Below are 23,848 nucleotides of genomic sequence, written 5' to 3' on the forward strand. Positions count from 1 at the left end.
TTAATTAGGAGAACTGAAAATGGAACAAATAGCAAGGAAAATTTTAAAGCTGAAGTGCAGAGAAAAATTTTTTCTGTATTTCTCTTATCTGGCAAATATCATAGTAATAAGTATTCTACTCATGATTGCGACCGGAATAAAGAATATAACAAATGAAACACTTAACAGCAACGATCTTAAACAGATAGAAAGTATTCTGTCATCGGTCATACTGGTATCGATACTTGCCGTTGCCTTCTTCCAGTGGATTGTATCTATGCAGTTTCGGGCATTATTTATGAGCAGACAACAGTTCAACAACAATATAAGACTGATGGGAGCTCCCGAAAGTTTTCTTCTTAAAGTATATATCAGAGAAATGATTTCGATGCAGCCACCGGTGTTAATTTGCGGAATTGTGTCGGCGGAGGCGATTTACTATATTCTGTCGGGAATATTCGGAGGCGGACAAAGATACATAGGATTACCGCAGATTATTGTTTCAGTGTTTATTCATATAACAGTAATATCTCTTTCGGTAGCCCTGACCTATTTTAAGATGATAAAGAGAAGCGTTGTATATGAAATAAGAGGAAAAGAGTCGAATCAGACACTTGCGGTATTAACGAAAAAAAACAGAGTTTGTCTGGTGTTCGGTACAGTATTATTTATTATCTCTTTCGGTGCAAGCCTTATGGGTGGGGATGGAGGTGATGTTCAGTCATACGGGTATTTCGGTGAACTGATAGCTATATTTATTGTACTTGATCCTTTGATGCTGCTGCTTCACAGTACTGTCTTAAAAGCAGCAAAAAAAGCAGGAGCCAAAGCAGTGGTTTTTGCAGAATCTGTTACTCTGGGATATATAAAAAAGAGCTCTGTTGTATGTTCGATGGTTCTGTTCAGTACTATGATGTTTCTCGGACTTCAGATGCTCTATAGAAATGTGAGATTTGCCGGGGCTGATACAGTAGAAGCAAGAGTTCATTATGCTGCGACAGTATGGTATGACAAGTCTCAAAAAACGGAGAATATGACTGATTCACACTATAATGCATTAAAATTTAAGTGTAAGAAAGGTGAATCCACCTGGTATATCAATGGGGTAGATTCCGGTTTCGTATCAAATTATGAAGACGTAATAATTGATGAAAAGTATGCGGCAATTGCCGATAACCTTGCGGGATATCTTGATGATTCAGGTTGGGACGGAATCATCATGCCGAATATGTACCTGCAGAAGGGTGATATCGGAAAGGAAGTAACGGTTAATATAGACGGAAAAGATATCAGATTTCATGTGGCGGGGGCGTGCTACAGCAATAATTTTGCGCATTTGAGTTTTCTTGTAAGCGGAAAATATTTAAGAAATATGCTTGGATATGATGCGAATGACTTTAACATAACTTACTTCAAAAACGAATCCGATGCGGAGCAACTTAAAGAAACCGCCGGCACAACAACTGAAACCTTTGATGATATAAGGATGGAAAGTTATGAAAAAGCGGTGAGCGGTACGGCACTGGTAGAAATGGTATCGGTTGTTGTAATTTTAGCGGCAATTTTTTCGCTGGTTAACTTTATTATGATATCGTCAAAAGAGGACACAAGAGATATTGCGAAGCTTAGGGGAATGGGAATTTCCAAAAGTGAAATATATAAAATATATGGCACATATGCGGTTCTGTCCGTATTTTGGTCTGTTGCTGCGGCTATACCTGCTTCAATACTTTTTGCCAAAATCGGATGCACAATGGTATTTGATGCGGCTTATTATCTCAGACCGTTTATTTTAACACCGGAACTTATGATTATACTGGCTGTTGCATTTTTCAGTGTTTCATACACAGTTCAGATTATAGCCATAAAAAATATGGCCGGTTCCAAAGAATATATAAATGTTATCAGGGATATGAACCGATAACGGCAGATGAAAAAACTAAAAGAAACGGAGAACAGTATGATAGAAATGAAAAATGTTTCATATTCGATTGAAGAGGGAGGAAAGAAAAGAACTCTTTTAAAGAATATTACAGGAAGTCTTGAAAAAGGCAAAATATCCATAATTTCGGGGCCTTCCGGTTCCGGCAAAACTACCCTGTTGTACGCTATTGCAGGCTTATTGGATGATGTGGAGGGAAGTATTGTCGTTGACGGAACGGATATAACCGGTCTTAGCAGCAGAAAGAAAAATGATTATCGCTTGAACAATATGAGTCTGATTTTTCAAAATCTGAATCTGTTCAGCTTTATGAATGTGGAAGACAATATACTGGTTCCTCTTTATCTTACGGGTAAAGGTATTGATAAGGAGGTTAAGGAAAGAATCAAATATTATCTTGACCTTATGAAACTGGGTCAGATTCAGGATAAATCCATTCAGACTCTGTCGGGAGGAGAACAGCAAAGAGTAGCCATAATCAGAGCTTTGATAGGTCATCCGAAGGTTATCCTTTGCGATGAGCCTACAGCGAGTCTTGACAGTGAAAATGTTGCACTTTTTATGGAAACTTTGGAAAACATAAGGAAAGAAATGGACTCCACCTTTGTGATAGTGACACACGATTCGAGAGTACTCTGTCATGGCGATCATAAGATAACAATCGTCGACGGAGAATTACACGAGGAACAGAGGGAACAGCCGGTTTTTGATGCCCGCACTGTTTAGGGGAATAAAGGAGAATGCATGAAAGTGGGAGGGGAGACATTACTAAGTGCTCTAAAAGTAACTTACCTCAAAGTTATGACGCAAATGTCATAACTTTATTGTGATGTTTTAAAACTTCACTTGAAGTTTTGAGAAAGTATGCTATATTATATATAAAAGAAGCAACAAAAACATTACAAGTTTTGGGCAAGATTATGAAGAAACAAAATTGTTATTTAAATATCATTATGCAAAATATATTGAGAGTAGAGGTCAAGGTAATCGCCGGTATTCGATAATGTGGAAAATCGGCTTTACTTTTTGACCTCTTTTATAATTGTTTTTGTTCGTAGGGGGAATACTCCGCACAACTTTATAATGAGAATGGGATGTTTCGTTGTAATTTGATTAGTTTTTCCTCGAGCGTGTTAAGGTTTTGAAAATAAATAAAAAAAGACCTATTAAATAGATCTTTTAACCGCACAATGCGGACCCTGAGGCGATATCGGATAAATCCTTATTTGCACTCGCTTTGTTAATTCAAAATGGTGTAAAACTAACACGGTTTGTTTTAATTCAAAACTTAAGTTTGAGAGCTTTGGTCTTGTGGTCGGATAGGGATACATATAAGTTTTTAATTTTTAAAGTTTTTATGATGAATGACATTTTATTTATGACACAATATGCTCTATAAAATGAATTGTTTGGAAATTTGAATAAAGAGGACAAAGAAATGGATAAAAAAGATGAAATGATGATTGTAAATCATGAATCCCTTGTAAAAAAGATTTATGTTATTAGGGGACAAAAGGTTATGCTTGATTTTGAACTGGCAGAGATTTATGGGTATGAAACAAAAGCTTTTAATCAGCAAGTAAAAAGGAATATTGAGAAATTTGATGAAGATTTTATGTTCCGATTAACTGACGAGGAAGTATCTGAACTTTCAAGGTCACAAAATGTGACCTTGAACAAGAGTGCAGGAAGAGGTAGTAATATTAAGTACAATCCTCATGCTTTTACCGAGCAGGGAATCTATATGCTGATGACAGTTCTCAAAGGAGAGCTTGCGGTCAAGCAGAGTAAAGCTCTGATTCATACCTTTAAGAAGATGAAAGACTATATCGTAGAAAACCAAGGGTTGATTGGAAAAAGAGAGTTTTTGCAGCTTTCGATGCAGATTACAAGTAATGTCGTGGAAATGCAGGATTTAAGACGAGATTTAAGAGATGTGGAAGAACAGGTGGCGGAAGTGATGGACACCTTAAATAATGTGGTGCATAAATCCGAACTATCTGATTTGATCCTTGATCTCAGCAATCCGCAACTCAAATACGGATTTTTACTCTTGAACGGACAACCGATCGAAGCAAATCTTGCTTATAAGGATATTTACAGTATAGCGAAAAAGAGTATTTATATCGTCGATAACTACATCGGAGTGAAAACCTTGGTCTTGTTAAAAGATGTCCCTTCATCGGTAGAGGTCATTATATTCAGCGATAACATCGGGAAAGGACTTCATACCCTTGAATATCAGGATTTCTGTAGGGAATATCCGTTTAGAAAGATAACATTCCAAAAATCCGGTGGAGAGTTTCATGACAGGTACATTATTATTGATTGGAATACCGAACATCAGAGAATCTATCATTGTGGAGCATCTTCCAAAGATGCAGGGCAGAGAATCACAAGCATAACGGAAGTGGTTGATCAGATGATTTATACTGACATTATCAATAATCTCTTGAAAAATCCGGTGTTGAAGTTAAGATAGAAGTAAAGCAGATTGGGAATTTGAAAAAATATGTATCCAATACTTGACACAAGGGTGGAATTTTTAATTGTAATTTAACATCGGATACCTCGTCAGCAAAGCTTACAGAAAGAGACAATAGTCATTAAAATAAGATAATAAATCATCTTCTGCACAGCAGCACATTAATCCGTAGCACTTCCCTGCAACATTATCGTTATCCATACCGAAAGGAAATGTTTTGTCGATAACTGACTTATATTGAAAATTTGTACGAGGAAGGAAAAATAAAAAGATGAAATGAATACTTAATAAACATATATCTGCAATCTGTTGGAAAACTCGGGGCTTTGACAGTTGCATAATAAAAAACTGAGTCCTTATATTATCAACTCAGAATGAATAAAATCTGCCGTAAATTAAAACTTAAGCATAAATTTTGATATGACATAAATAAGATTCTTGCAGACCTGATTTACGCCAGAGTTTTGGAATCGGCAAGTAAACGCTCATCTTTTAAGACTACATCTGAATTTTTAGAAAAACCCTCTTATGAACTTCATGATATTTAAAGGTCACTTGGTGTTTTAGGTTCTAAATGTGACCTGATTCAAGCTGAGGTTTATAAAAACAGCCATTTTTTTAGGAAACAGAAATGATAGGGTTCTTTATTATGATTGCTCTGACTATTACTTTGAAAACGAATAGGAAGAAGGAAACAAAAAGTATGGTAAAAGCAAAGAACAGTAATAAAATACTAAAAACCGTGACAAAGATAAAAATCGGTGTAACCCACTATATACAAGGGTTTACAACGATTTTTGATTATAAAAGTGTCAAAGATGGTATTATACAAAATAAACGGAATGAAGAGGTCAAGTTAATACCCGATATTCTCGTGGTAGCATACCCATATATTTTTTAAACTGAGCTGAAAAGCTCCCTTCATTTTTATATCCGACAAGATTAGCTATTTCTGCTGCATATAGGTTGCTATGAATCAATAGCTCGCAGGCATATTCCATTCTCTTCTGAATAAGATATTCTGAAAATGTCTGTCCTGTCACAGCTTTAAATACATATTTGAATTTTGATACACTCATGTAAGAAGCTGTGGCTAAATCAGATAATGAAAAATTTTTAGTAAGATTCTCTGCTACATCCCCTACAATCTCAGCAATAGTGTTTCTGTCTGCCTGAGAAACTCTTGCAGACAGATGAATTAAATCCTCAGCTTTTTGTATAATAATTGCTGTAAGCTCATCTATTTTGCTTTTAAAAAATAACTTTGTGCTAATTTCATTTCCCTTGAAATTGCGAATCTGGTTAAAAATATATGATATTTCCGGGATATTAATTCCTTTTGGGAAGGCTTGCAATAAATTTTTCAGGTCAATATCTTGTACACCAAATTCTTTTTTGAGATATACTTCATAATACTCCGGCATTAACTGAATACCAATAACTTTTGCAGGAGTATCTTTTTTAATAATATATCTTTGCATTTCATTTTCAGTCGTATAGTCAATATACTGTAATCCTGAATAAACATCTCCATTTGGATAACTGCGGTCTGAATCAATAGAATCATACTGTTGTATGGATACTCCTTCATCTGACATAATTGCATACTCAAAATCCTGGCTATATGAATGCTCTGCAATACAAATACTTGCATAAGAATCCAAGTCATATATAGAAGTATAGCCTTTTCCAAAATCTGATGAAAATTGATATGTTTTGAAGAAGGCATTCTCCGACATCTTATTCTTTGATAATTTACTGTCTGTATGTTCTATAAAACTCTGATAACCTTTTTTCATATAAACCTCATAAGCTAACAATTAAAGTAATCTGCTATTAATACATATATCGAAAGTAACTTGTGTATAGGTAAATTCGACTAACAAATGATACTTCCTGTTTTATTTACAAATTATTAAAAAAGCCAAAATATATGGCTTAAAGCCAATAGTTCATAAAAGTTAGAGATTTCTAACTACAATCATGATATTATATCATAAGTACTAAGTTCAAACTTCGCTTTTCAAGCTTGTTTTCACTAAGTGCTTAGATACCGCTCTCACTAAGCTCAATCTTCGCCTATCGGCTTGATTTCGCTAAGTGTTCACATTATATCATAAAATTTATTAAAAAAGTAGTGAAATTCGGAGTATTTACCATGAAAAATATGCATAATACTTTTGATTTTAGGACAATTCTGTTTTTGGATTTAATAATTATGATATTCATGTTGCTTTCAGGAAGGCCGGAAGTAGTATTATCATCCTTTTTTATAGCTTCAATAGTATTGGCTGTAGGAGGACAATACATTTCCCTAAAGCGTTATGGAGTAATTTTTATTGGGCTTTATTTTTACTATCATATAATAACTTATGCCAAAATACCTTTTTTACGTAATCCAATCTTTATTGTATTAGGAATCATTGCATTTATAATTCAAAGAATTATTCCTTTTCTGATGTTAGGTACGGCTATCAGGAAGCAAAAGAATCTGTCTGAGATTACAACGGCGCTTGAAAGGTGCAGACTTCCCAAAGGAATAATTCTTAGCATTTCAGTAATGTTTCGCAATTTTGCATCCTTAAAGGAAGATTTTTTTACAATATCCGATGCGATGAAGCTGAAGGGAATAGACACATCCCGTAAAGGAATAGTGTGTCATCCTCTCCGTCTGTTGGAGTATATATTTGTGCCTATGCTGTTTCGCAGTCTGCGTACGGCAGAAGAATTTTCCTGTGCGGCACTTGTAAAAGGTATAGAGAATAAAAACAGGCGAAGTTCATATTTTGATGTCAGAATACGGAAAAAAGACATCATTATTTCAGTAATTGCCGTTGCAATGCTTATAGCAGGCATGAAACTGAAATTGTATACGAGGTAAACCTTAATGATTCAATTAGAAAAAGTTAATTATAGGTATAAAGATAATGAATTTCTGACAATAAAAGATGCCTGCCTTTCCATTCAAAAAGGAGAGCTGACTGTTCTTACAGGAAGAAGCGGATGTGGAAAATCTACTATATTCCGCTTAATCAATGGGCTTTGTCCACTATTTTTTGAAGGTGAAAAGTCCGGAAATGTTTATTTAGATAATAAAGACATTAGTTCACTTCGGATATGTGACATATCTCAAATTGCAGCATCTGTATTTCAGACTCCTGAAAATCAGTTTTTTACTGAAGATGTACTATCTGATCTTGTCTATGCCTGCGAAAATTATGAAATTAACAGACAGGAAATTAAACAGCGTCTGGAAGAAATTGTTTCTATGCTGTCCATAGATAAGATGTTGGGCAAAAAATTATCTGAGTTATCAGGGGGTGAAAAGCAAAAGGTTGCTATTGCCGGTGCTTTAATGCTTAAGACGGATATTCTGCTTTTGGATGAACCCTCAGCTAATTTGGACTATCAATCCATTATCTTATTAGCAGAAATGCTGGGAAAGCTCAAAAATAGCGGTTATACCATACTTGTGATTGAACATCGCCTTTTCTATCTTGAAAAACTTTGTGACAAATTACTTGTAATGGAGCAGGGCAAAATAAGCTGTATATATGAAAAATCAGAACTAAGTGCAATGAATAACGATAGGTTTCATGAAATTGGATTGCGTGGGATTCATTTGTTTCAAAGCGTAGTCAGAGATCCTCCAAAAGAAAAGCTTAATAAACCACTATTTGAAGTAAAAGATATTACATTCAGGTACAAAACAGGCGCTGATATCTTAAATGGAATTTCTTTTTCGGTTTTCCCCGGTGATAAGATAGCCCTGCTTGGAAGAAACGGATGTGGAAAAACTACTCTTGCAAAGCTTCTTTGTGGTTTAAGAAAAGAGCAGAAAGGTAGTATCAGGCTTAACGGTGAAGAAGTGCTTCCAAAGTCACGAAGCAGGACAGTGGGTTATGTAATGCAGAATGTTGATTTTCAGCTTTTTGGTTATAGTGTATATAGTGATTTGCTTCTTGGGAATGAGGATGTGCCTGATATCGAAAATAAGATAGAGAAAATCCTTTCTATCCTGCACCTTGCCGATATGAAAGAACAGCATCCGACAACTCTGTCAGTAGGTCAGAAGCAGCGACTTGTTCTGGCTGCATCTTATTTGCAGAACAAGGTACTTAATGTGTTTGATGAACCTACAAGCGGCTTGGACTATGATAGTATGCAGAAGGTCAGTGATTTTATTGATGCTGCCACAGGAAATAGCAATGCCTCAATAATAATTACACATGATTATGAATTCATAGTATCGGTTTGTAATCGTGTAATTCTTTTAGAAAATGGGAAAATAGTAAAAGATTTTCCTTTAAAAGATACTGAACAGCTTAATTTTATTTTTAAAGAAAATTTATAGGAGAAAATTAAAATGTGTAAAAAATGGAAAGTTAGTGATTTTGTATTAATCGGTTTGTTAGCCGCTGTTCATGCGGCGGTAATATATGGAGTCGGGATGCTTACCGCCATAATGATTCCAATTATGCATGTATTTGCTACCGGTATTACAGCTTTGATCATGGGAAGTATTATTTTATTTGTTGTAAAGAAAACCGAGAAATTTGGAGCATTTACATTGCTTGTCAGTCTAGGAACTGCTCTTTTCACCCTTACCGGTATGGGAAGCATTACCTGTCTGATTTTTGTTGTTATTGTAAGCTTCGTTGCAGATATTATTATTTTTAAGACAAAATTTAATACACTTGCCATCGGTATTGGTTTTGGTTTTTCACAAGCCGCTTACTTTTTCGGTGGTTGTTTTCCTTTCATTTTCTTTTTGGAAAGAGAAGTACAGGCTTGGATGGAAATGGGATTAGGAGAAGAGGAAATCTATGGTTATGTAAAATACTTTACAGGTGGATTTGCAGCATTAGGTACAATCAGCTCAATTATATGTGGAATCATTGGAGTCTATATCGGAAAAACAATATTGAAAAAGCATTTTAAAAATATTTAATAGAGTAATTTGGTTAAATATTTGGCAGCCACAGCCGACTATCATGTGTCTGGTTTGCTATGATTTTCACTTTGCATTTTAGGAAAATATAGCAGTAATCTTATTATGGCTGTGGCTGTATGATACAGATAAATTTGAAATATAAAAAGCAGGAGGTATTATGTATCAGAGCAATGAGCAAAGATTTTCAGACTTCTTAAAACCATATAAAGCTTCATATATAGCTTCTGTCATAATGGCGATTTTCAGTGTATTTTTTGGACTTGCTCCATATTATATTCTTTATAATCTATTGGTTGGAGTTTTGTCCGAATTTACCTATAAAAATATTATAACAGGCTCACTTTTTATTCTTATTGCATTCACTTTACAGCTTGTCTGTCATAGTCTTTCAACGGCAATTTCCCATAAAACTGCTTTTAAGATATTAGGTCAGATACGCATTGCCATTACAAACAAGATGTTAAGGCTGCCATTAGGCTATATTCAGATGAGAGGAACCGGTCACTTCCAGCATATGCTGATTGACGGAACAGAAAGACTTGAATTTCCATTAGCCCATGCAATACCTGAAACAACATCAAATATTTTAATACCAATCGGTATTATAGGACTGTTGTTTACTACCAATTTTTATTTGGGATTGGCAGTACTTCTGCCTGCTGTGCTCACACTGCTTTTTTATCTTCCGATGTATGTAGGGATTATGAATGAATTTGCAAATTTTTATTATCTGTCATTGGAACGCATGAACGGGCGGGTTATAGAGTATATCAGAGGAAATAAAGAAATAAAAATCTTTGGACAGGAAAGCAGAGCCTATTCTAAGTATGAGAAGTCAATTACTGATTATAAAGATTCTACCTTAAAATTGTATTATAAAATGTATATTGTTTCTGCTCCTGCAATGGTTTTTCTTTCTTCTATTCTTATAAGTGTTTTATGTGTTGGCGGATATCTTTATGCACATAAAGATATTTCAGGACAAGTTTTTCTTTTTTCAGCATTGCTTTCTATGGGAATTGGATCATCCTTACTCAAATTTACTGAGTTCATGGACAATTTCTATCATATAAGAAATGGTAAAAATCTAATTAATGAAATTCTTTCAGCGCCTGAATTAGAAGAGATGGATTCTGAAAATAATATACTTAACAACAGTATTGAGTTGCATAATATTTCCTTTGCCTATGAAAAGGAAAATGTTCTGCAGGATATTTCATTGGTGATTGAAGAAAATAGCAAAGTAGCAATTGTCGGTCCGTCAGGTGCAGGAAAGACCACGATAGCCAATCTGCTTGCAAGATTTTGGGATGTTACCAAAGGGAGTATTACAATTGGCGGCGTTAACTACAAAAATCTTCCATTATCATACTTAACGAGTAAAATCAGTTATGTAACACAAGATACTTTTTTGTTTAATACCTCTATTATGGAAAATATTCGTCTTGGAAACCTGTCTGCAACTGATGAAGAAGTAAAGGCTGCTGCCGCTAAAGCTCAGTGTGATGATTTTATCAAAGAACTGGAGCAGGGTTATAATACTATTGTCGGTAATGATGGCACAAAGCTTTCAGGAGGGCAGAGACAGAGGATTATTATTGCAAGGGCAATTTTAAAAAATGCACCCATTTTGATTCTTGATGAAGCAACTGCATATACCGACATGGAAAATCAAAATAAAATTCAAGAATCTTTGATGTCATTATGTAAAAATAAAACCTTGATTATTATAGCACACCGACTTACAACAGTTACTAACTGTGACAAGATTGTTGTGCTTGATTCCGGAAAGCTCGACTCAGTGGGTACACATGATGAATTGTTAAGAAATTCCGCCTTATACAAAAAAATGTGGGAGATTTATTTATCTGAAATCCCGGCAATTCAGGAGAAGGAGGGTGAATAGACAGCATGTTAAATACAGTAAATAATTTTTTAAATCTAATGAAAGGGCGGAGAAATAAACTTTATCTGTCATTCTTTTTGAACTTTGTAGATGGAATTCTCATTATGCTGCCCTTGATTTTAACATATTATATGGTGGCGGCTATGCCGGAATTTAATCAGAATTCATTAAAAAGACTTGATGAACAAACTGTTATGCTTTATATATCAGTCATGGCTGTAATTATAGTTTTTCGAATAATTCTGCGTTATGCTACCATGCATTTGCGCTCAGGTGCAGGCTACGAGGCATTATGTGAAAAACGTATTTCTTTAGGTTCTCATCTAAAACAGGCATCTTTAGGCTTCTTTAGCAAAAAGAATCAAGGTGATCTTATTTCAACTATAACCTCTGATGCTGCTTATCTTGAAATAGAAGGAATAGCTGTAATTGAAAAAGCTGCAGTTGGAATTCCTGCACTGGTTATTGGATTATTATTTTTATTTTTTATAGATTACAAGATATTTTTATTTTCCGTTTTTTTGTTCATACCTGTTTGGATCTTCTATCGCCGCCTTGCTACTGTACAAGACCGCTTAGATATAAACAGACAGGAACTGATAGGAAGAGTTACGGAAAAGACGCTTGAGTTTGTTCATGGTATTCACGTATTGAAATCATTTCAAACAGAAAAAACACAACGAACAAAAATCATACAGATGTTTGAAAAGCTCAGGGAAGAATCTATCCGAAATGAACTTTCACATCTTTTTCCGCTTGCTTCCTTCCAATTTTGTTTTCGTTTAATAACTACCGGCATTATTTTATTTTCAGGAGTGCTGTTTCTTGGAAATGAAATAGATTTTATGAAATTATTTTTATTAACAATTTCATCTTTAGCCCTATTCCAAGGAGTAGAAGCTATGGGGATTTTCAGCATATTTGCAAAGATGACTGAACAGTCCATCTCACGAATGGATATCATTGACAATATTCCACCAATGTCAGATATTTCCGGGACAGAAAAAACAGACAAAACTGATATTTCATATGAAAACGTAAGCTTTGCATATAACAGCATTCCTGTACTGAAGGGAATATCTTTTAATGTTCCGGAAGGTACAACCACAGCATTGGTAGGACTATCCGGCAGCGATAAGACTACTATTATCAATCTCCTTGGAAGATTTTGGGATGTGAAGCAGGGAAAAATAAAAATAGGGGGAATAGAAATTAAAAACCTGTCATATGAATATTTACTAAGCAAGTTAAGCTTTGTGTTTCAGGATGTTGTACTATTTGAAGATTCCGTAGCCGGAAATATAAGAATAGGAAAACCTGATGACACCTTAGATGAAGTAATCAATGCTGCAAAAAGAGCCGGTTGTCACGATTTCATTATGAATCTCCCTGAAGGTTATGATACGATATTAGGTGAAGGCGGAGCAAAGCTTTCCGGTGGAGAGAAACAGAGAATTTCAATAGCAAGAGCACTGATAAAGGATGCTCCGATTGTACTTTTAGATGAGGTAACTGCCAATGTGGATGTAGAGAATGAAGTTAAAATTCAAGCTGCAATGAGGGAACTTCTAAAAAATAAGACAGTTATTATGATTGCTCATAAATTATCAACAGTGCAGAATTCCGACCAAATTCTTGTTATTAAAGATGGCAGAATCAGTCAGAGAGGAACCCACAAAGAATTAGTCAGAGAAGAAGGTCTGTATAAAAAATTATGGGATATGCAGTACCGTACCGGTCAGTGGAAATTATAAAGTTTTCAAAGTCTGAATTATGTTTAAACCGAATACTATGCTTTTCATTTGGATATCAGCTATCTGCAAATCGACATTTGGTACAATATGAACTTTTTGGTTGTAAACCGGCTGTTGTTTTTGCAAAGAATATCCTGTTTAAGCGGTAATGACGAGAAAATCATTACCGCCTTTTTTTAGCAAAATAACAGTTGTGGTATTTAATGAGTGCTCATGAATTAACACATTATGAAGATATGCTTCCCGCACTTTATAAACATCACACTATTATTCGTATATTAACGTGATTTCAAAAGTTTTACCATGGCTTTAACACATTCCGGAATCATACTTCTGACAATCAATTGGAACGTGATATAGTGAAGAAAACAGTGATTGATTTATCGCCGGTACTACAGAATCACTATAATATTTCCGGCAATTATATTATCTATACTGAATAATGTTAGCGATAGCTGATGCAAAATCGAGATTATTTGTTGAAATTTATCATTATCCACGTGTTTTTTACGTCTTCACATATATTGACGGAACAATGAAACGACGTATTTTTCGAATCGCAATACATACAGGATGGTGTCGGGCATTGAACTCAAACGGTTTCGCAGTTACCGTCTATATCAATGATTTTAGAAAACTGCTCATAGGTAGCGGCCATATGCTCTTTCATTGCTTGAGCGGCAAGTAATTCGTCACCGGCCTCAATTGCTTCAATAAGTCGGCGATGATAAGGAAGAGCAATTTCCGTACCGATGGAGCTGACGGTTCTTAGCATGGTCTTGGTTAAAATGTCTCTCAAAATTTCATACATGGCAATAATAAGGGAGTTTTCAGTGCTTTCGGCAATGGCGAAATGAAAATCAAGATCATATTTGGCAAAAGCAACATCCTGTTTATCGTGATTAAGCTGTTTTTGAAAGATAGATTTCATTTTTTGAATATTTTGTGCCGAAGCGTTTCTTGCTGCCAAAGCAGCGGTTTCTACCTCGATTACACTGCGGAATTGTAAAACCTCTTTGACGCTGTGAGCTTGGAGATAAATATTCGGAATCAGGGCTGCTTTGATTTGATCTCCGATGTTTGCCTCTTTTACATATGACCCGTCCCCTAAACGTGTTTCGATTAACCCGAGAGTATTTAAGCGTTGGAGGGCATTGCGAATAGAAACACGGCTTACTCCGAGAATAGATGATAATTCAGTTTCGGATGGCAACTTATTTCCCGGAAGCCATGATTGATTTAATATTTGCCCCTTAAGCTGTTCGAAAACCTGGTTCGCTACACTTTCTTTTTTTATCGTATGAAGTCCCATTTTATATTCTCCTGTTATATTTTAGGTTTTAATTTTCGCAAATCTCTTTATGATATCCTTTTAAGTACATATAAAAACAATCGGAACTCGGGATACATGTATCTGCTTAGTATTTTGAAGTGATTTTTCTATAATAGAATATAACATTAAGAAAATACTTTAACAAGTGAAGAAATTTAATTGTTACCGTATTTACATATTTGTCATATTATACTGATTATATCATATTTAATATGATAGAGGTACTCGGATTGTAACTAAGCAATTCAAAGTACCTGTAAGAATTGCACATAAATATAATTATTGATTGAACAATATTAACAAAAGCACCAAAAAGATATTGACAAAAAAAAGAATTGGATATATACTTTTAATCAGAATCTGTAATACAAGTAGACAGCATATATCTAAATAAGTAATATGTAGATGTATTATAGCTGTACTATAATAAAAATGTGAGGAAATGAAATGAAAGCATTAAGATTTCTGGAAGCATATCATCTGGAAGTACAAGAAGTTCCGATGCCGGTACCTGCCGAAGATGCCTGCCTTTTGAAAGTGAAAGCCTGTGGAATATGCGGAAGTGATCCTGCGGGTTATACCGGCACATCAGGACGAAGAATACCCCCGATGACCATGGGTCATGAATTTTGCGGAGAGATAGTGGAAATTGGAAGTAAGGTTAAAAATTTTAGACTGGGAGATCGGGTTATTGCACAGCCGATTAATTTTTGCGGATATTGTGAAAATTGCAGGAGAGGCCTGACTATGTTGTGTGAGGATAAAAGCTTTTTCGGGGTATTGACGACTGACGGTGGAATGGCGGAGTATGTATCGGTTCCTGAAAAATTATTATATCGCATACCTGAAAATACTACTTTTTATCGGGGGGCATTAACTGAGCCATATGCCGTAACTTACGGCGCATATAAAAAAGCAGGAGATCTTAAGGATAAGATTGTTTTGATTATAGGAGCGGGTACAATAGGGGACTGTTTATTGCAGTTAATTTTGACAGATCGTCCGAAAATGGTTATCGTAGCCGATGTATCAGAGCAGCGTCTAAAACTGGCTGAAGAGTTTGGAGCGGATTATACAATAAATACGGCTGAAACCGATGCATTAGAGAAGATAAGAGAACTTACTGACGGACATATGATAGACATATCATTTGAGGCGGTAGGGGTAGAAGAAACAGCTAATCTTTCCGTTAAAGCATTGTATATAGCAGGAACGGCGGTTTGGTTGGGCATGCACCAAAAGGAAATGACTTTAAATATGCAGGATGTCGTTTGTTCTGCCAGAAATATTCTGGGCTCCTTTAACTACACACATGCAGAGTTCGGAGAAGTTGTGGAGCTTTTGGGAACGGGTAAACTTGATGCTGATAAAATGATTTCAAAGGTTATTTCTTTGGAGGAAGCACCTGATGCTTTCGAGGAGTTATTAAGTACTCCGGGTAAATATCTTAAGATTATTATTGATCCGACAAAAAATAAGGATGCCTAAAGCCAAGAATGATAAGGAAAGATAATAATAAAACCGGAATTATTTACGCCTAAGTTAAAGACCTCTTATTCTGCATAGTATGATAGTAGAAACAGCTTCGGCCTGTGACTATGAGAGGCATTTCGCGAATAATTTGGGTAAAATAACGGTAAAAATAAAGTGAGGATATTATGAGATTTGGATGTTGCTTGAATATGGTAGCTACAAAGCCTGATAAAACAGGAATGGAATGGATTGAGAAATTGGCAGAATATGGTTTTGATTATGCCGAATTACCTATTGCACAACTTATGGAACTTTCGGATGGAGATTTTGAAACGCTAAAAAAAAGATTGAAGGCAACCGGGATTCAATGTGAAACCGGCAACAATCTTTTTCCAGTAACAATGCGTTTGACAGGACCGGATACAAATATTGAAACAATCAAAGAATATGCGGAGAAGGCTTTTTTTAAGGAAGCTTCTCTTGGAGTGGAATATTGCGTTTTTGGAAGCGGACCGGCTAAAAATGTTCCTGACGGATTTCCTAAAGAAAAAGGTTTATCGCAAGTGGTGAGCATGCTCCATGAAATTGCGGGAATTGCACAAAAAAACGGTATCGGTATTGTGATTGAGCCCCTCAGAAAAGAGGAGTGTAATCTGATAAATACTTTTGAGGAAGGTGTTGAACTTGCAAAGGCAGTCAATGAAGAAAATGTGAAAGTATTGATTGATTTTTACCATCTCACAGAGGAAAAAGAGTCTGTTAGTCATATAGTGAAAGATGGTAGGGAGTTCCTTCGTCATGTACATATTGCAAACCCTGTGGGAAGAGTATATCCGAAGGTATTTACCGAGGCGGATTACGGTCCTTTTATCGAAGCCCTTCATACTGTCGGATATGATGCCCGAATCAGTTGTGAGGCTTATTCACCGAATGGATTTGATAAGGATGCACCGGCTGCCGTTGAGTTTTTCCACAAATACTTTGTATAGTTAAGTTTAAAACAGGGTAGATATAGGAGGATACAGATGAGTGAGTATAGTAAAGAGCTTATTGAAATGCTTAGAAAAAAGGGACAGCTTTTAAGAAAGGACTGCATCTTGTGCATAGGAGTGGGCGTTGCCGGTCATGTAGGAGGAAGTTGTTCAAGTGCCGATCTTATGGCCGCTTTATACTTTTATAAAATGAAATATGATCCTAAAAATCCAGACTGGGAAGATAGAGACTATTTTCTTTTATCAAAAGGACACGTTGCGATTTTACAGTATTCGGCACTTGCAGAAGCAGGTTTTTTCCCTGTTGAAGATTTACAACATTGCAAAGATATCGGATTCTATTTACAAGGGCATCCGCATCTTGGGACACCGGGTATCGAGATCGGCACAGGTTCATTGGGGCAGGGATTAAGTCTTGGACTGGGCATTGCTCTAGGGCTTAGGATGGATCAAAAATCTAACCGGGTTTATGTACTGGTAGGAGACGGGGAGATGGATGAAGGCCAAATCTGGGAGGCGGCCATGGCAGCTGGAGCAAAAAAAGTGGACAGTTTGTGTGCAATTATTGATTGTAACGGGTTGCAAGCACAGGGGACAACAAAAGACTGTATGGACAGTGAGCCTGTTGCCGAGAAGTGGCAGGCATTTGGATGGCATACTATTGAAATTGATGGTCATAACATGGAACAAATTGTGGAAGCGCTTGATGCAGCGGAACAGGTGAATGATAAACCTACCGCAATAATTGCACATACTATCAAGGGCAAGGGAATAAGTTTTGCAGAAAATCAGGTAGGATTTCATAATAAGGCATTAACAGAGGAACAGTATAATCAGGCATTGACAGAACTTTCTTCAGGGAGGTGAGGAAATGGTGGAAACAAACCAGAGAAAAGCATATGGAAAAACGTTAGTTAAGCTTTGTAGAGAGAATAAAGACATAATCGTTTTAGACGCAGATCTTGGTGGCTCTACAATGGGAAAAATGGTCCAAACTGATAATCCTAAGCAACATCTGGAGATGGGAATTGCCGAGGCAAACATGGCTTCTGTAGCAGGAGGGCTTGCAAGAGTAGGCAAAATTCCTTTTGCTAATTCATTTGCGGTTTTTGTTGCAGGCCGTGCTTATGACCAGATACGCCAAAGTATTGCCATCGGTCACTTAAATGTGAAGATTTGCGGTTCTTCCGCAGGGTGTTCGGATTTTGGTGACGGAGCTACACATCAGTCGATTGATGATCTTGCGTATATGAGGGTTATTCCGGGTATGACGGTAATTGTACCGGCAGATGCAAATGAGACTGAAGCAGCTACCAAATATATGGCAAAGCACCAAGGACCTATGTATATGCGGTTAAATCGAAATGATTATGAAAATGTGACAAAAGAAGGAACAGAGTTTGCATTTAATACCCCGACAATTATAGAAGAGGGAAAAGATGTAGTGGTATTTGCATGCGGAATTATGGTATTAAAGGCCGTAGAGGCAGCTGAACTGTTAAAAGGGAAAATATCTGTACGTGTAGTGAATGTGAGTACATTAAAACCTCTTAATACAGAGAAAATCAAGGAACTTACAAGAGATATGAAAGGCGTTGTAACTGCGGAGGAGCATAGTGTAATCGGAGGGCTGGGAAGCGCGATAGCACAGGCACTGTGTAAGGATAACAAGCCAATAGAATTTGTAGGAGTAGAAGACACATTTGGGTCATCTGCGCACAGTTACGAGGATATTTTAGAGAATTTAGGACTTACTGCTGATCATATAGCGGATGCTATTGAAAAAATATATGGTATGTAAGGAGACCAGCTATGAGAAAACGATTTTATGATTTATCTCAACCGGTATATCACAATTGTCCGGGGTGGCCTACATATGAGATGACAAAAGTAACATATGAAGCGAATTATACGAATAATGGTTTCAATGCGGAACGCATTAATATGAATGCTCATACCGGAACACATGTAGATGCACCATTTCATTTTTTTCCGGACGGAAAGACCGTAGATGAGATCCCGGTTGAGGATTGGCAAGGAGAAGCGGTTATTGTGGATCTACGAGGTAAACTTGAATGTGCACAAGGAATACATTCTGAAAATTTGCAAGAGTATGACGATTTAATTCGAGAGGAATCAATTGTTTTGCTAAATACAGGCTGGGGACAGAAAAGAAAGGCTTGGGATACTGAATACTGTCGTGACTGGCCGTATATTACCGGTGAGCTGGCTGAATATTTTACAAAAAAAAGAATAAAAGGTTGCGGAATAGATTGTCTGAGTATCGGCGGTTGGCATGAAGGAACTGGTAGACCTTGTCATGAGATTCTTTTGGGAAATGGGATTTGGGCATTGGAGGAGTTATTGTTTCCAGATGAATTAATGGATTATAAGGTATGTGACTTTTGTGCTTATCCGATTAAGTTACAGGGATTTTCGGGGGCTCCGGCAAGAGCAGTTGCTTCGGTAGTTGCAGTAGAGTGAATATTGAAGTGGGGTGGTGATTTTTCAAGATGGCAAAAGTTATAGTTGAAATGAAAAATATTACCAAATATTTCTATGGAGTACCGGCACTACAAGGTGTTTCCTTTGAGTTGCTGGAGGGAGAAATACATGCGCTTATGGGAGAGAACGGTGCCGGAAAATCTACACTCTCAAAAGTAATAACGGGAATTCATCGGGCAGATTTAGGGGAAATGTATATTCGTGGCGAGCTATGCAGTTTTAGTAGTGTAAGACAGGCTAATGAAAAAGGAATAGCCATGGTTACGCAGGAATTTTCTTTGATGAAAGATTTTTCCGTTGCAGAGAATATTTTCCTTACTTCTCCGGGTTATTATAAGGCGGGATTTTTTTCGGATAAGAAATCGATGGTTAAAAAAACGTGGGAATTACTGAAACTTTTTAATATGGAAGATTATATTGATCCATATGAGAGGGTCGAAAATCTTTCAATTGCGCAGATGCAGATTGTTGAAATTATTAAAGCGGTTTCAAAAGATGCGAGTATCCTAATTTTGGATGAACCTACTGCGTCTTTAACTAAACGAGAGATAAGTCTTTTATTTGATTTAATCAGAAACATGAAAAAGAAAGGAACAAGCTTTATTATAGTATCCCATAAGTTAAATGAAATTTATGAGATTTCCGACAGAATTACCGTATTACGCGATGGGAAGCAGGTTTTGGGGAACGCAAAAACAAAGGAACTTGATGAAAGATCGTTGATAAAGGCTATGGTCGGCAGAGAAGTAGAGAATCTGTACGGAGCAGAGAAAAGCGGTTCAAAAGAATTTGATAAAGAAGAAATAGTTTTGGAAGTAAAAAACTTAAGTGATACGGTAGGCTTTGTGAAAAATGTCAACTTTTCGGTTCGCAGAGGCGAGATTGTAGGGTTTTCGGGACTTTTGGGCGCAGGAAGAACGGAAATGGCCAAATGCATATTCGGAGCATATAATCGAAGTCGAGACAGTAAGGTTATGATATTGGGTAAGGAAGTTAAACCTAACAGTATCAGAACCGCAATGAGAGAAGGTATCGGCTATGTTTCCGAGGATCGAAAACATGACGGGTTATTCCAGGAATTAAGCATAGGTATCAATATTAATATTGAAGAACTGACAGTACATGGAGGGGCTTACATAAGTGATAAAAAGGAGCAGGAATTATGCGAAAAGATGGCTTCCGGATTGCGGATTAAAATGACTAGCCCTGATGTCGCGGTTCAATCACTTTCAGGTGGAAATCAACAAAAGGTTTTATTAGCAAAATGGTTAATGCTGAAACCTAAACTATTGATAGTTGACGAACCTACCAGAGGGGTTGATATAGGGGCAAAGGCGGATATTTATCAGATTCTGTACGATCTTGCAAAAGAAGGAGTGGGAGTGGTGGTGATTTCTTCTGAAATGCCTGAAGTTATGGGATTATGCAATACTATTTATGTTATGCGTGAAGGTCGAATTACCGGTTCACTTAGTGCATCCGAGATAAGCGAAGAAAGAATTGGCTATTTTTCTACAATGGGATAAATCAATACAGGAGGCATATATGAACAAGCAAAGCAGAATGAAGCGGGCTGTACAGAATTATAAGACAGAATTGACAATGCTCGGTGTTTTTTGTGTATTTTTCGCTGTTATGAGTATTGTATCTCCTAACTTCCTGTCCTCACAGAACATGCTTAATGTTGCCTCACAGGTGTCGGCGAACGCGATGCTTAGTGTTGGGATGACACTCGTTATTATTACAGGTGGAATTGATTTATCTGTGGGTGGAATTTTAGGATTGTCAGGAATGATAGGGTCAATACTGATGGTGCAGACAAAGAACTCAGTAGTAGGATTTATTACTATTATGGCAGTGGCTTTGATTTGTGGACTGATAAATGGAATTTTGATAGGATATATTAAAATGCCGGCATTTATTGTAACCCTCGGTATGATGAATATCTGCAGGAGTTTGGACTATGTCATTTCCGATGCAAATACTCAATCGGGATTTCCCCAAAGCTGGCAATTTATAGGTAAGCAACGTGTTATGGGTATTCCTATGTATTTGATTCTTATGGTAATTGTTTTTATTATTTTTGCTTTTATTCTTCAGAAAACGAAGTTTGGACGTTTTTTATATGCATGCGGTTCAAATGCGGATGCAGCCAAGCTTTCGGGAATCAATGTAAGATGGAATGTGTGTGCGGCATATATCGTTTGCGGATTTATGTGCGGTATTGCGGCATGGATTATGACTTCAAGGATGATGGCTTGCGATCCTACCTATGGAAGCATTGCTGAAATGGATGCTATTGCCGCTGCGGTTATAGGCGGTACGAGTATGAGCGGAGGTAAAGGAACAATAGGCGGTACGGTAGTAGGAATATTTTTGGTGGGTTTTTTAAGAAATGCACTAAATCTTCTTGGAATCAACCCATATTGGCAGGGAAGCGCTCTGGGAGCGGTAATAGTGGTTGCGGTACTGGCGGAACGAATTTCCCGTATGAGGCATAAAAAAGCGTGAAATTACTTTTTATACCCGCTGTGTATTATATGAAACTAAGACAACTGTAAAAAGCGAACAAGGAGGAGAAAAAGTATGAAAAAGAACAAAGTGTTACTATGGGGTATTGTATTTGCGATAGCAGTACAGCTTGCTGCCTGTGGAAGCGGTAATAAAGACTCTGCTTCACAGGAGAAAACATCTAAAAATGCTTCTGCTGAAAAAAGCGGCGCGTCGTCAGGAAATTACAAGGGCAAATCTATAGCATATCTGACACCATCTTTAGATGTTCCGTTTTGGTGCTATATGAAACATGGAATTGAAGATCAGGCAAAAAATACAATGCCCGGAGTCAAAGTTACAGTATATGATTCTAAAGATAATGCAAATACACAGCTTGCAAATGTGCAGGACGCTATTACCAATAAAGTAGACGGTATTGTTATTTCCCCGACAGATTCAGCGTCTTGCATAGCGGTTCTATCTGCTGCGGAAGAGGCGGGAATACCGGTTGTAATCTGTGATATAGGAACAGATTCGGGTGAATACGTTTCGTTTATTTCAACGGATAATTCAGGAGGCGCAAAAAAACTGGGTGAATATGTGGCAGATAAACTGAATAAAGGAGATGAAATAGCGCAAATAGCCCTAAATCAGGCAAGAAAGAATGGTGTGCTGCGCAAAGAAGGATTTGAAGAGGGAATAAAGGAAAAGCTAAAAGAAGTTGATTTTAGGCAAATGGAAAAGGTAAACCGTGATGAGGGTGTGCGTTATACGCAAGACTTGATTACATCTTATCCCAACCTGAAGTGTATATTCTGTCATTCGGAGGATCCGAGCATGGGTGCTGTTACGGCACTTAAAGAAATAAATAATGACAAATGTAAAATTGTCGGTTTTGATTGTTCTCCGGAAGTGGTTGAAGCAATAAAAAGTGGAGATATTTTAGCGACTGCGGCACAGCAACCGGTTTTTATGGGACGCACCGCTGTTGACTGCCTAAAGACTCATCTTGATGGTGGAACACCTGAAAAAGAGATATCCGTTGATACGCTCTTGGTAACGCAGGATAATATCAATGATGTGTACGATAAATTGGTAGAAGTTGCGTTGACGGATAAGTAAAGCAAGATTTAAAAATACTTTGTGGGTTACAAAGATGTTTGGATATTACGGAAAGGCATAATAGTAAAATGTGTAAAAATGAAATAGGGGAAAACCTGTGCAAATTATTTTCGCTGGAAAATAAGGTAATACTGATGACAGGCGGTGCCGGACAAATCGGCAGTGTAATCGCCAAAGCTTACGCCGGGTTAGGCGCAAAGGTTGTAATCGCTGATATAGATGAAGAAGCATTAAAAGAAGTGGAAAGTCAAATTAAAGAAGATAATGGGGAGTGCATGACACTATCGCTAAATCTTATGAATAAAGAGGATATTTACAAGACTGTAGATATCGTAATGGAAAAATACGGTAAGATAGATGTACTTGCAAATATTGCGGGAATTAATAAAAGACTGCTTATGACTAATGGTTCAGAAGATACTTTTGACAAGATTATAGGCGTAAATTTGAGAGGTGCTTATTTGATGTCTATAAAAGTGGCAAAGGAAATGATTAAGAGAAACGAGGAATTAGCAGAAAACGAAAGGATACATTTGTCCATTATGAATGTTGCCTCATATAACAGCGTTATGATGCTAGGAGGGAATTCCGTTTATGGTATGAGTAAGAGCGGAATTGCTGCGATGACACGCAGCCAGGCAATAGAGTGGGCAAAGTATGGTTTCAGGTCTAATGCCCTGACACCGGGGCACATAAGTACGAAGTTGACTGCTCAATTGTGGGATGATCCGTACTACAGTAAGTATATGCTGGATAGGATAGCAATGGCTCGTCCCGGGTATCCTGAAGATATGATAGGAATGGCTGTGCTTATAGCCTCGGATGCCTCATCATATATGTCGGGGCAACTTTGTGTTGTGGATGGAGGTTGTCTTGCAGGAGGACAGCCGTGGGAGATTTAAGGTAACAG

General features: G+C 36.9%; 19 protein-coding genes and 1 pseudogene. 18 read left to right on the forward strand and 2 right to left on the reverse strand.

The features are described 5' to 3' along the window. Window positions 1–19 precede the first annotated feature (19 nt). The 4 genes and pseudogenes from GCWU000282_RS12350 to GCWU000282_RS17570 all read left to right on the forward strand — a co-directional run. Entirely contained in the window at window positions 20–1,903 is a 1,884-nt protein-coding gene (locus GCWU000282_RS12350) for an FtsX-like permease family protein (protein ID WP_023355480.1), read from the forward strand. Between the two features lie 36 nt (window positions 1,904–1,939). Beyond that, the gene (locus tag GCWU000282_RS12355) at window positions 1,940–2,647 is read left to right on the forward strand and encodes an ABC transporter ATP-binding protein (protein ID WP_035040733.1); all 708 of its coding nucleotides are present in this window, start codon (window positions 1,940–1,942) and stop codon (window positions 2,645–2,647) included. Between the two features lie 712 nt (window positions 2,648–3,359). After that, the gene (locus GCWU000282_RS12360) at window positions 3,360–4,403 is read left to right on the forward strand and encodes an ORF6N domain-containing protein (protein WP_035040735.1); all 1,044 of its coding nucleotides are present in this window, start codon (window positions 3,360–3,362) and stop codon (window positions 4,401–4,403) included. Between the two features lie 353 nt (window positions 4,404–4,756). Continuing rightward, a pseudogene (locus GCWU000282_RS17570) lies at window positions 4,757–5,087 on the forward strand (IS1634 family transposase); the annotation flags it as partial. A gap of 170 nt (window positions 5,088–5,257) precedes the next feature. On the opposite strand, the gene GCWU000282_RS12370 reads toward GCWU000282_RS17570, so the two are convergent. Then, entirely contained in the window at window positions 5,258–6,205 is a 948-nt protein-coding gene (locus tag GCWU000282_RS12370; RefSeq protein ID WP_023355483.1) for a helix-turn-helix domain-containing protein, read from the reverse strand. Between the two features lie 359 nt (window positions 6,206–6,564). Here GCWU000282_RS12370 and GCWU000282_RS12375 point away from each other — a divergent pair, with 359 nt between their 5' ends. From GCWU000282_RS12375 to GCWU000282_RS12395, 5 genes are all read left to right on the forward strand, one after another. After that, on the forward strand, window positions 6,565–7,287 hold the full coding sequence (locus GCWU000282_RS12375) for an energy-coupling factor transporter transmembrane component T (protein WP_023355484.1): 723 nt from the start codon (window positions 6,565–6,567) through the stop codon (window positions 7,285–7,287). Between the two features lie 6 nt (window positions 7,288–7,293). Next, window positions 7,294–8,760 (forward strand): ABC transporter ATP-binding protein, encoded by a 1,467-nt coding sequence (locus tag GCWU000282_RS12380; RefSeq protein ID WP_023355485.1) that lies wholly within the window; start codon window positions 7,294–7,296, stop codon window positions 8,758–8,760. A gap of 12 nt (window positions 8,761–8,772) precedes the next feature. Continuing rightward, window positions 8,773–9,357 (forward strand): MptD family putative ECF transporter S component, encoded by a 585-nt coding sequence (locus tag GCWU000282_RS12385; RefSeq protein WP_023355486.1) that lies wholly within the window; start codon window positions 8,773–8,775, stop codon window positions 9,355–9,357. Window positions 9,358–9,517: 160 nt separating this feature from the next. Further along, window positions 9,518–11,266, forward strand: a complete 1,749-nt coding sequence (locus GCWU000282_RS12390; RefSeq protein ID WP_023355487.1) for an ABC transporter ATP-binding protein — start codon at window positions 9,518–9,520, stop codon at window positions 11,264–11,266. Between the two features lie 5 nt (window positions 11,267–11,271). Further along, the gene (locus tag GCWU000282_RS12395; RefSeq protein WP_023355488.1) at window positions 11,272–13,020 is read left to right on the forward strand and encodes an ABC transporter ATP-binding protein; all 1,749 of its coding nucleotides are present in this window, start codon (window positions 11,272–11,274) and stop codon (window positions 13,018–13,020) included. Window positions 13,021–13,612: 592 nt separating this feature from the next. On the opposite strand, the gene GCWU000282_RS12400 is transcribed toward GCWU000282_RS12395, so the two are convergent. Further along, on the reverse strand, window positions 13,613–14,332 hold the full coding sequence (locus GCWU000282_RS12400) for a FadR/GntR family transcriptional regulator (RefSeq protein WP_023355490.1): 720 nt from the start codon (window positions 14,330–14,332) through the stop codon (window positions 13,613–13,615). 468 nt (window positions 14,333–14,800) lie between these two features. Here GCWU000282_RS12400 and GCWU000282_RS12405 point away from each other — a divergent pair, with 468 nt between their 5' ends. The 9 genes from GCWU000282_RS12405 (at window position 14,801) to GCWU000282_RS12445 (ending at window position 23,840) form a co-directional block, all read left to right on the forward strand. After that, window positions 14,801–15,841, forward strand: a complete 1,041-nt coding sequence (locus GCWU000282_RS12405; RefSeq protein ID WP_023355491.1) for a zinc-dependent alcohol dehydrogenase — start codon at window positions 14,801–14,803, stop codon at window positions 15,839–15,841. A gap of 170 nt (window positions 15,842–16,011) precedes the next feature. Then, window positions 16,012–16,815: a sugar phosphate isomerase/epimerase family protein gene (locus GCWU000282_RS12410; RefSeq protein WP_035040737.1), complete on the forward strand. Its 804-nt coding sequence runs from the start codon at window positions 16,012–16,014 to the stop codon at window positions 16,813–16,815. Between the two features lie 36 nt (window positions 16,816–16,851). Continuing rightward, window positions 16,852–17,685: a transketolase gene (locus tag GCWU000282_RS12415; protein ID WP_023355493.1), complete on the forward strand. Its 834-nt coding sequence runs from the start codon at window positions 16,852–16,854 to the stop codon at window positions 17,683–17,685. A gap of 4 nt (window positions 17,686–17,689) precedes the next feature. Next, a complete protein-coding gene (locus tag GCWU000282_RS12420) occupies window positions 17,690–18,619 on the forward strand; it encodes a transketolase family protein (protein ID WP_023355494.1) in 930 nt (309 codons plus the stop codon). 11 nt (window positions 18,620–18,630) lie between these two features. Continuing rightward, window positions 18,631–19,302 (forward strand): cyclase family protein, encoded by a 672-nt coding sequence (locus GCWU000282_RS12425; protein WP_023355495.1) that lies wholly within the window; start codon window positions 18,631–18,633, stop codon window positions 19,300–19,302. 29 nt (window positions 19,303–19,331) lie between these two features. Next, window positions 19,332–20,849 (forward strand): sugar ABC transporter ATP-binding protein, encoded by a 1,518-nt coding sequence (locus GCWU000282_RS12430; protein ID WP_023355496.1) that lies wholly within the window; start codon window positions 19,332–19,334, stop codon window positions 20,847–20,849. Window positions 20,850–20,868: 19 nt separating this feature from the next. Then, window positions 20,869–21,834 carry an ABC transporter permease gene (locus tag GCWU000282_RS12435; RefSeq protein ID WP_051384190.1) on the forward strand — a complete coding sequence of 322 codons (966 nt, stop codon included), beginning with the start codon at window positions 20,869–20,871 and terminating at the stop codon, window positions 21,832–21,834. 75 nt (window positions 21,835–21,909) lie between these two features. Next, window positions 21,910–22,938 carry a substrate-binding domain-containing protein gene (locus tag GCWU000282_RS12440; RefSeq protein WP_023355498.1) on the forward strand — a complete coding sequence of 343 codons (1,029 nt, stop codon included), beginning with the start codon at window positions 21,910–21,912 and terminating at the stop codon, window positions 22,936–22,938. Between the two features lie 68 nt (window positions 22,939–23,006). After that, complete coding sequence (locus tag GCWU000282_RS12445) at window positions 23,007–23,840, forward strand: SDR family NAD(P)-dependent oxidoreductase (RefSeq protein WP_023355499.1); 834 nt, start codon at window positions 23,007–23,009, stop codon at window positions 23,838–23,840. The last annotated feature ends 8 nt before the right edge of the window (window positions 23,841–23,848 follow it).

This window comes from Catonella morbi ATCC 51271 (assembly GCF_000160035.2).
Classification (GTDB): Bacteria; Bacillota; Clostridia; order Lachnospirales; family Lachnospiraceae; genus Catonella; species Catonella morbi.

What these genes read in the sequence shown, in the direction of transcription:
- GCWU000282_RS12350 (WP_023355480.1), top strand. Translation starts at nt 20, where the DNA reads ATGGAACAAATAGCAAGGAAAATTTTAAAGCTGAAGTGCAGAGAAAAA.
- GCWU000282_RS12355 (WP_035040733.1), top strand. Translation starts at nt 1,940, where the DNA reads ATGATAGAAATGAAAAATGTTTCATATTCGATTGAAGAGGGAGGAAAG.
- GCWU000282_RS12360 (WP_035040735.1), top strand. Translation starts at nt 3,360, where the DNA reads ATGGATAAAAAAGATGAAATGATGATTGTAAATCATGAATCCCTTGTA.
- GCWU000282_RS12370 (WP_023355483.1), bottom strand. Translation starts at nt 6,205, where the DNA reads ATGAAAAAAGGTTATCAGAGTTTTATAGAACATACAGACAGTAAATTA.
- GCWU000282_RS12375 (WP_023355484.1), top strand. Translation starts at nt 6,565, where the DNA reads ATGAAAAATATGCATAATACTTTTGATTTTAGGACAATTCTGTTTTTG.
- GCWU000282_RS12380 (WP_023355485.1), top strand. Translation starts at nt 7,294, where the DNA reads ATGATTCAATTAGAAAAAGTTAATTATAGGTATAAAGATAATGAATTT.
- GCWU000282_RS12385 (WP_023355486.1), top strand. Translation starts at nt 8,773, where the DNA reads ATGTGTAAAAAATGGAAAGTTAGTGATTTTGTATTAATCGGTTTGTTA.
- GCWU000282_RS12390 (WP_023355487.1), top strand. Translation starts at nt 9,518, where the DNA reads ATGTATCAGAGCAATGAGCAAAGATTTTCAGACTTCTTAAAACCATAT.
- GCWU000282_RS12395 (WP_023355488.1), top strand. Translation starts at nt 11,272, where the DNA reads ATGTTAAATACAGTAAATAATTTTTTAAATCTAATGAAAGGGCGGAGA.
- GCWU000282_RS12400 (WP_023355490.1), bottom strand. Translation starts at nt 14,332, where the DNA reads ATGGGACTTCATACGATAAAAAAAGAAAGTGTAGCGAACCAGGTTTTC.
- GCWU000282_RS12405 (WP_023355491.1), top strand. Translation starts at nt 14,801, where the DNA reads ATGAAAGCATTAAGATTTCTGGAAGCATATCATCTGGAAGTACAAGAA.
- GCWU000282_RS12410 (WP_035040737.1), top strand. Translation starts at nt 16,012, where the DNA reads ATGAGATTTGGATGTTGCTTGAATATGGTAGCTACAAAGCCTGATAAA.
- GCWU000282_RS12415 (WP_023355493.1), top strand. Translation starts at nt 16,852, where the DNA reads ATGAGTGAGTATAGTAAAGAGCTTATTGAAATGCTTAGAAAAAAGGGA.
- GCWU000282_RS12420 (WP_023355494.1), top strand. Translation starts at nt 17,690, where the DNA reads ATGGTGGAAACAAACCAGAGAAAAGCATATGGAAAAACGTTAGTTAAG.
- GCWU000282_RS12425 (WP_023355495.1), top strand. Translation starts at nt 18,631, where the DNA reads ATGAGAAAACGATTTTATGATTTATCTCAACCGGTATATCACAATTGT.
- GCWU000282_RS12430 (WP_023355496.1), top strand. Translation starts at nt 19,332, where the DNA reads ATGGCAAAAGTTATAGTTGAAATGAAAAATATTACCAAATATTTCTAT.
- GCWU000282_RS12435 (WP_051384190.1), top strand. Translation starts at nt 20,869, where the DNA reads ATGAACAAGCAAAGCAGAATGAAGCGGGCTGTACAGAATTATAAGACA.
- GCWU000282_RS12440 (WP_023355498.1), top strand. Translation starts at nt 21,910, where the DNA reads ATGAAAAAGAACAAAGTGTTACTATGGGGTATTGTATTTGCGATAGCA.
- GCWU000282_RS12445 (WP_023355499.1), top strand. Translation starts at nt 23,007, where the DNA reads ATGTGTAAAAATGAAATAGGGGAAAACCTGTGCAAATTATTTTCGCTG.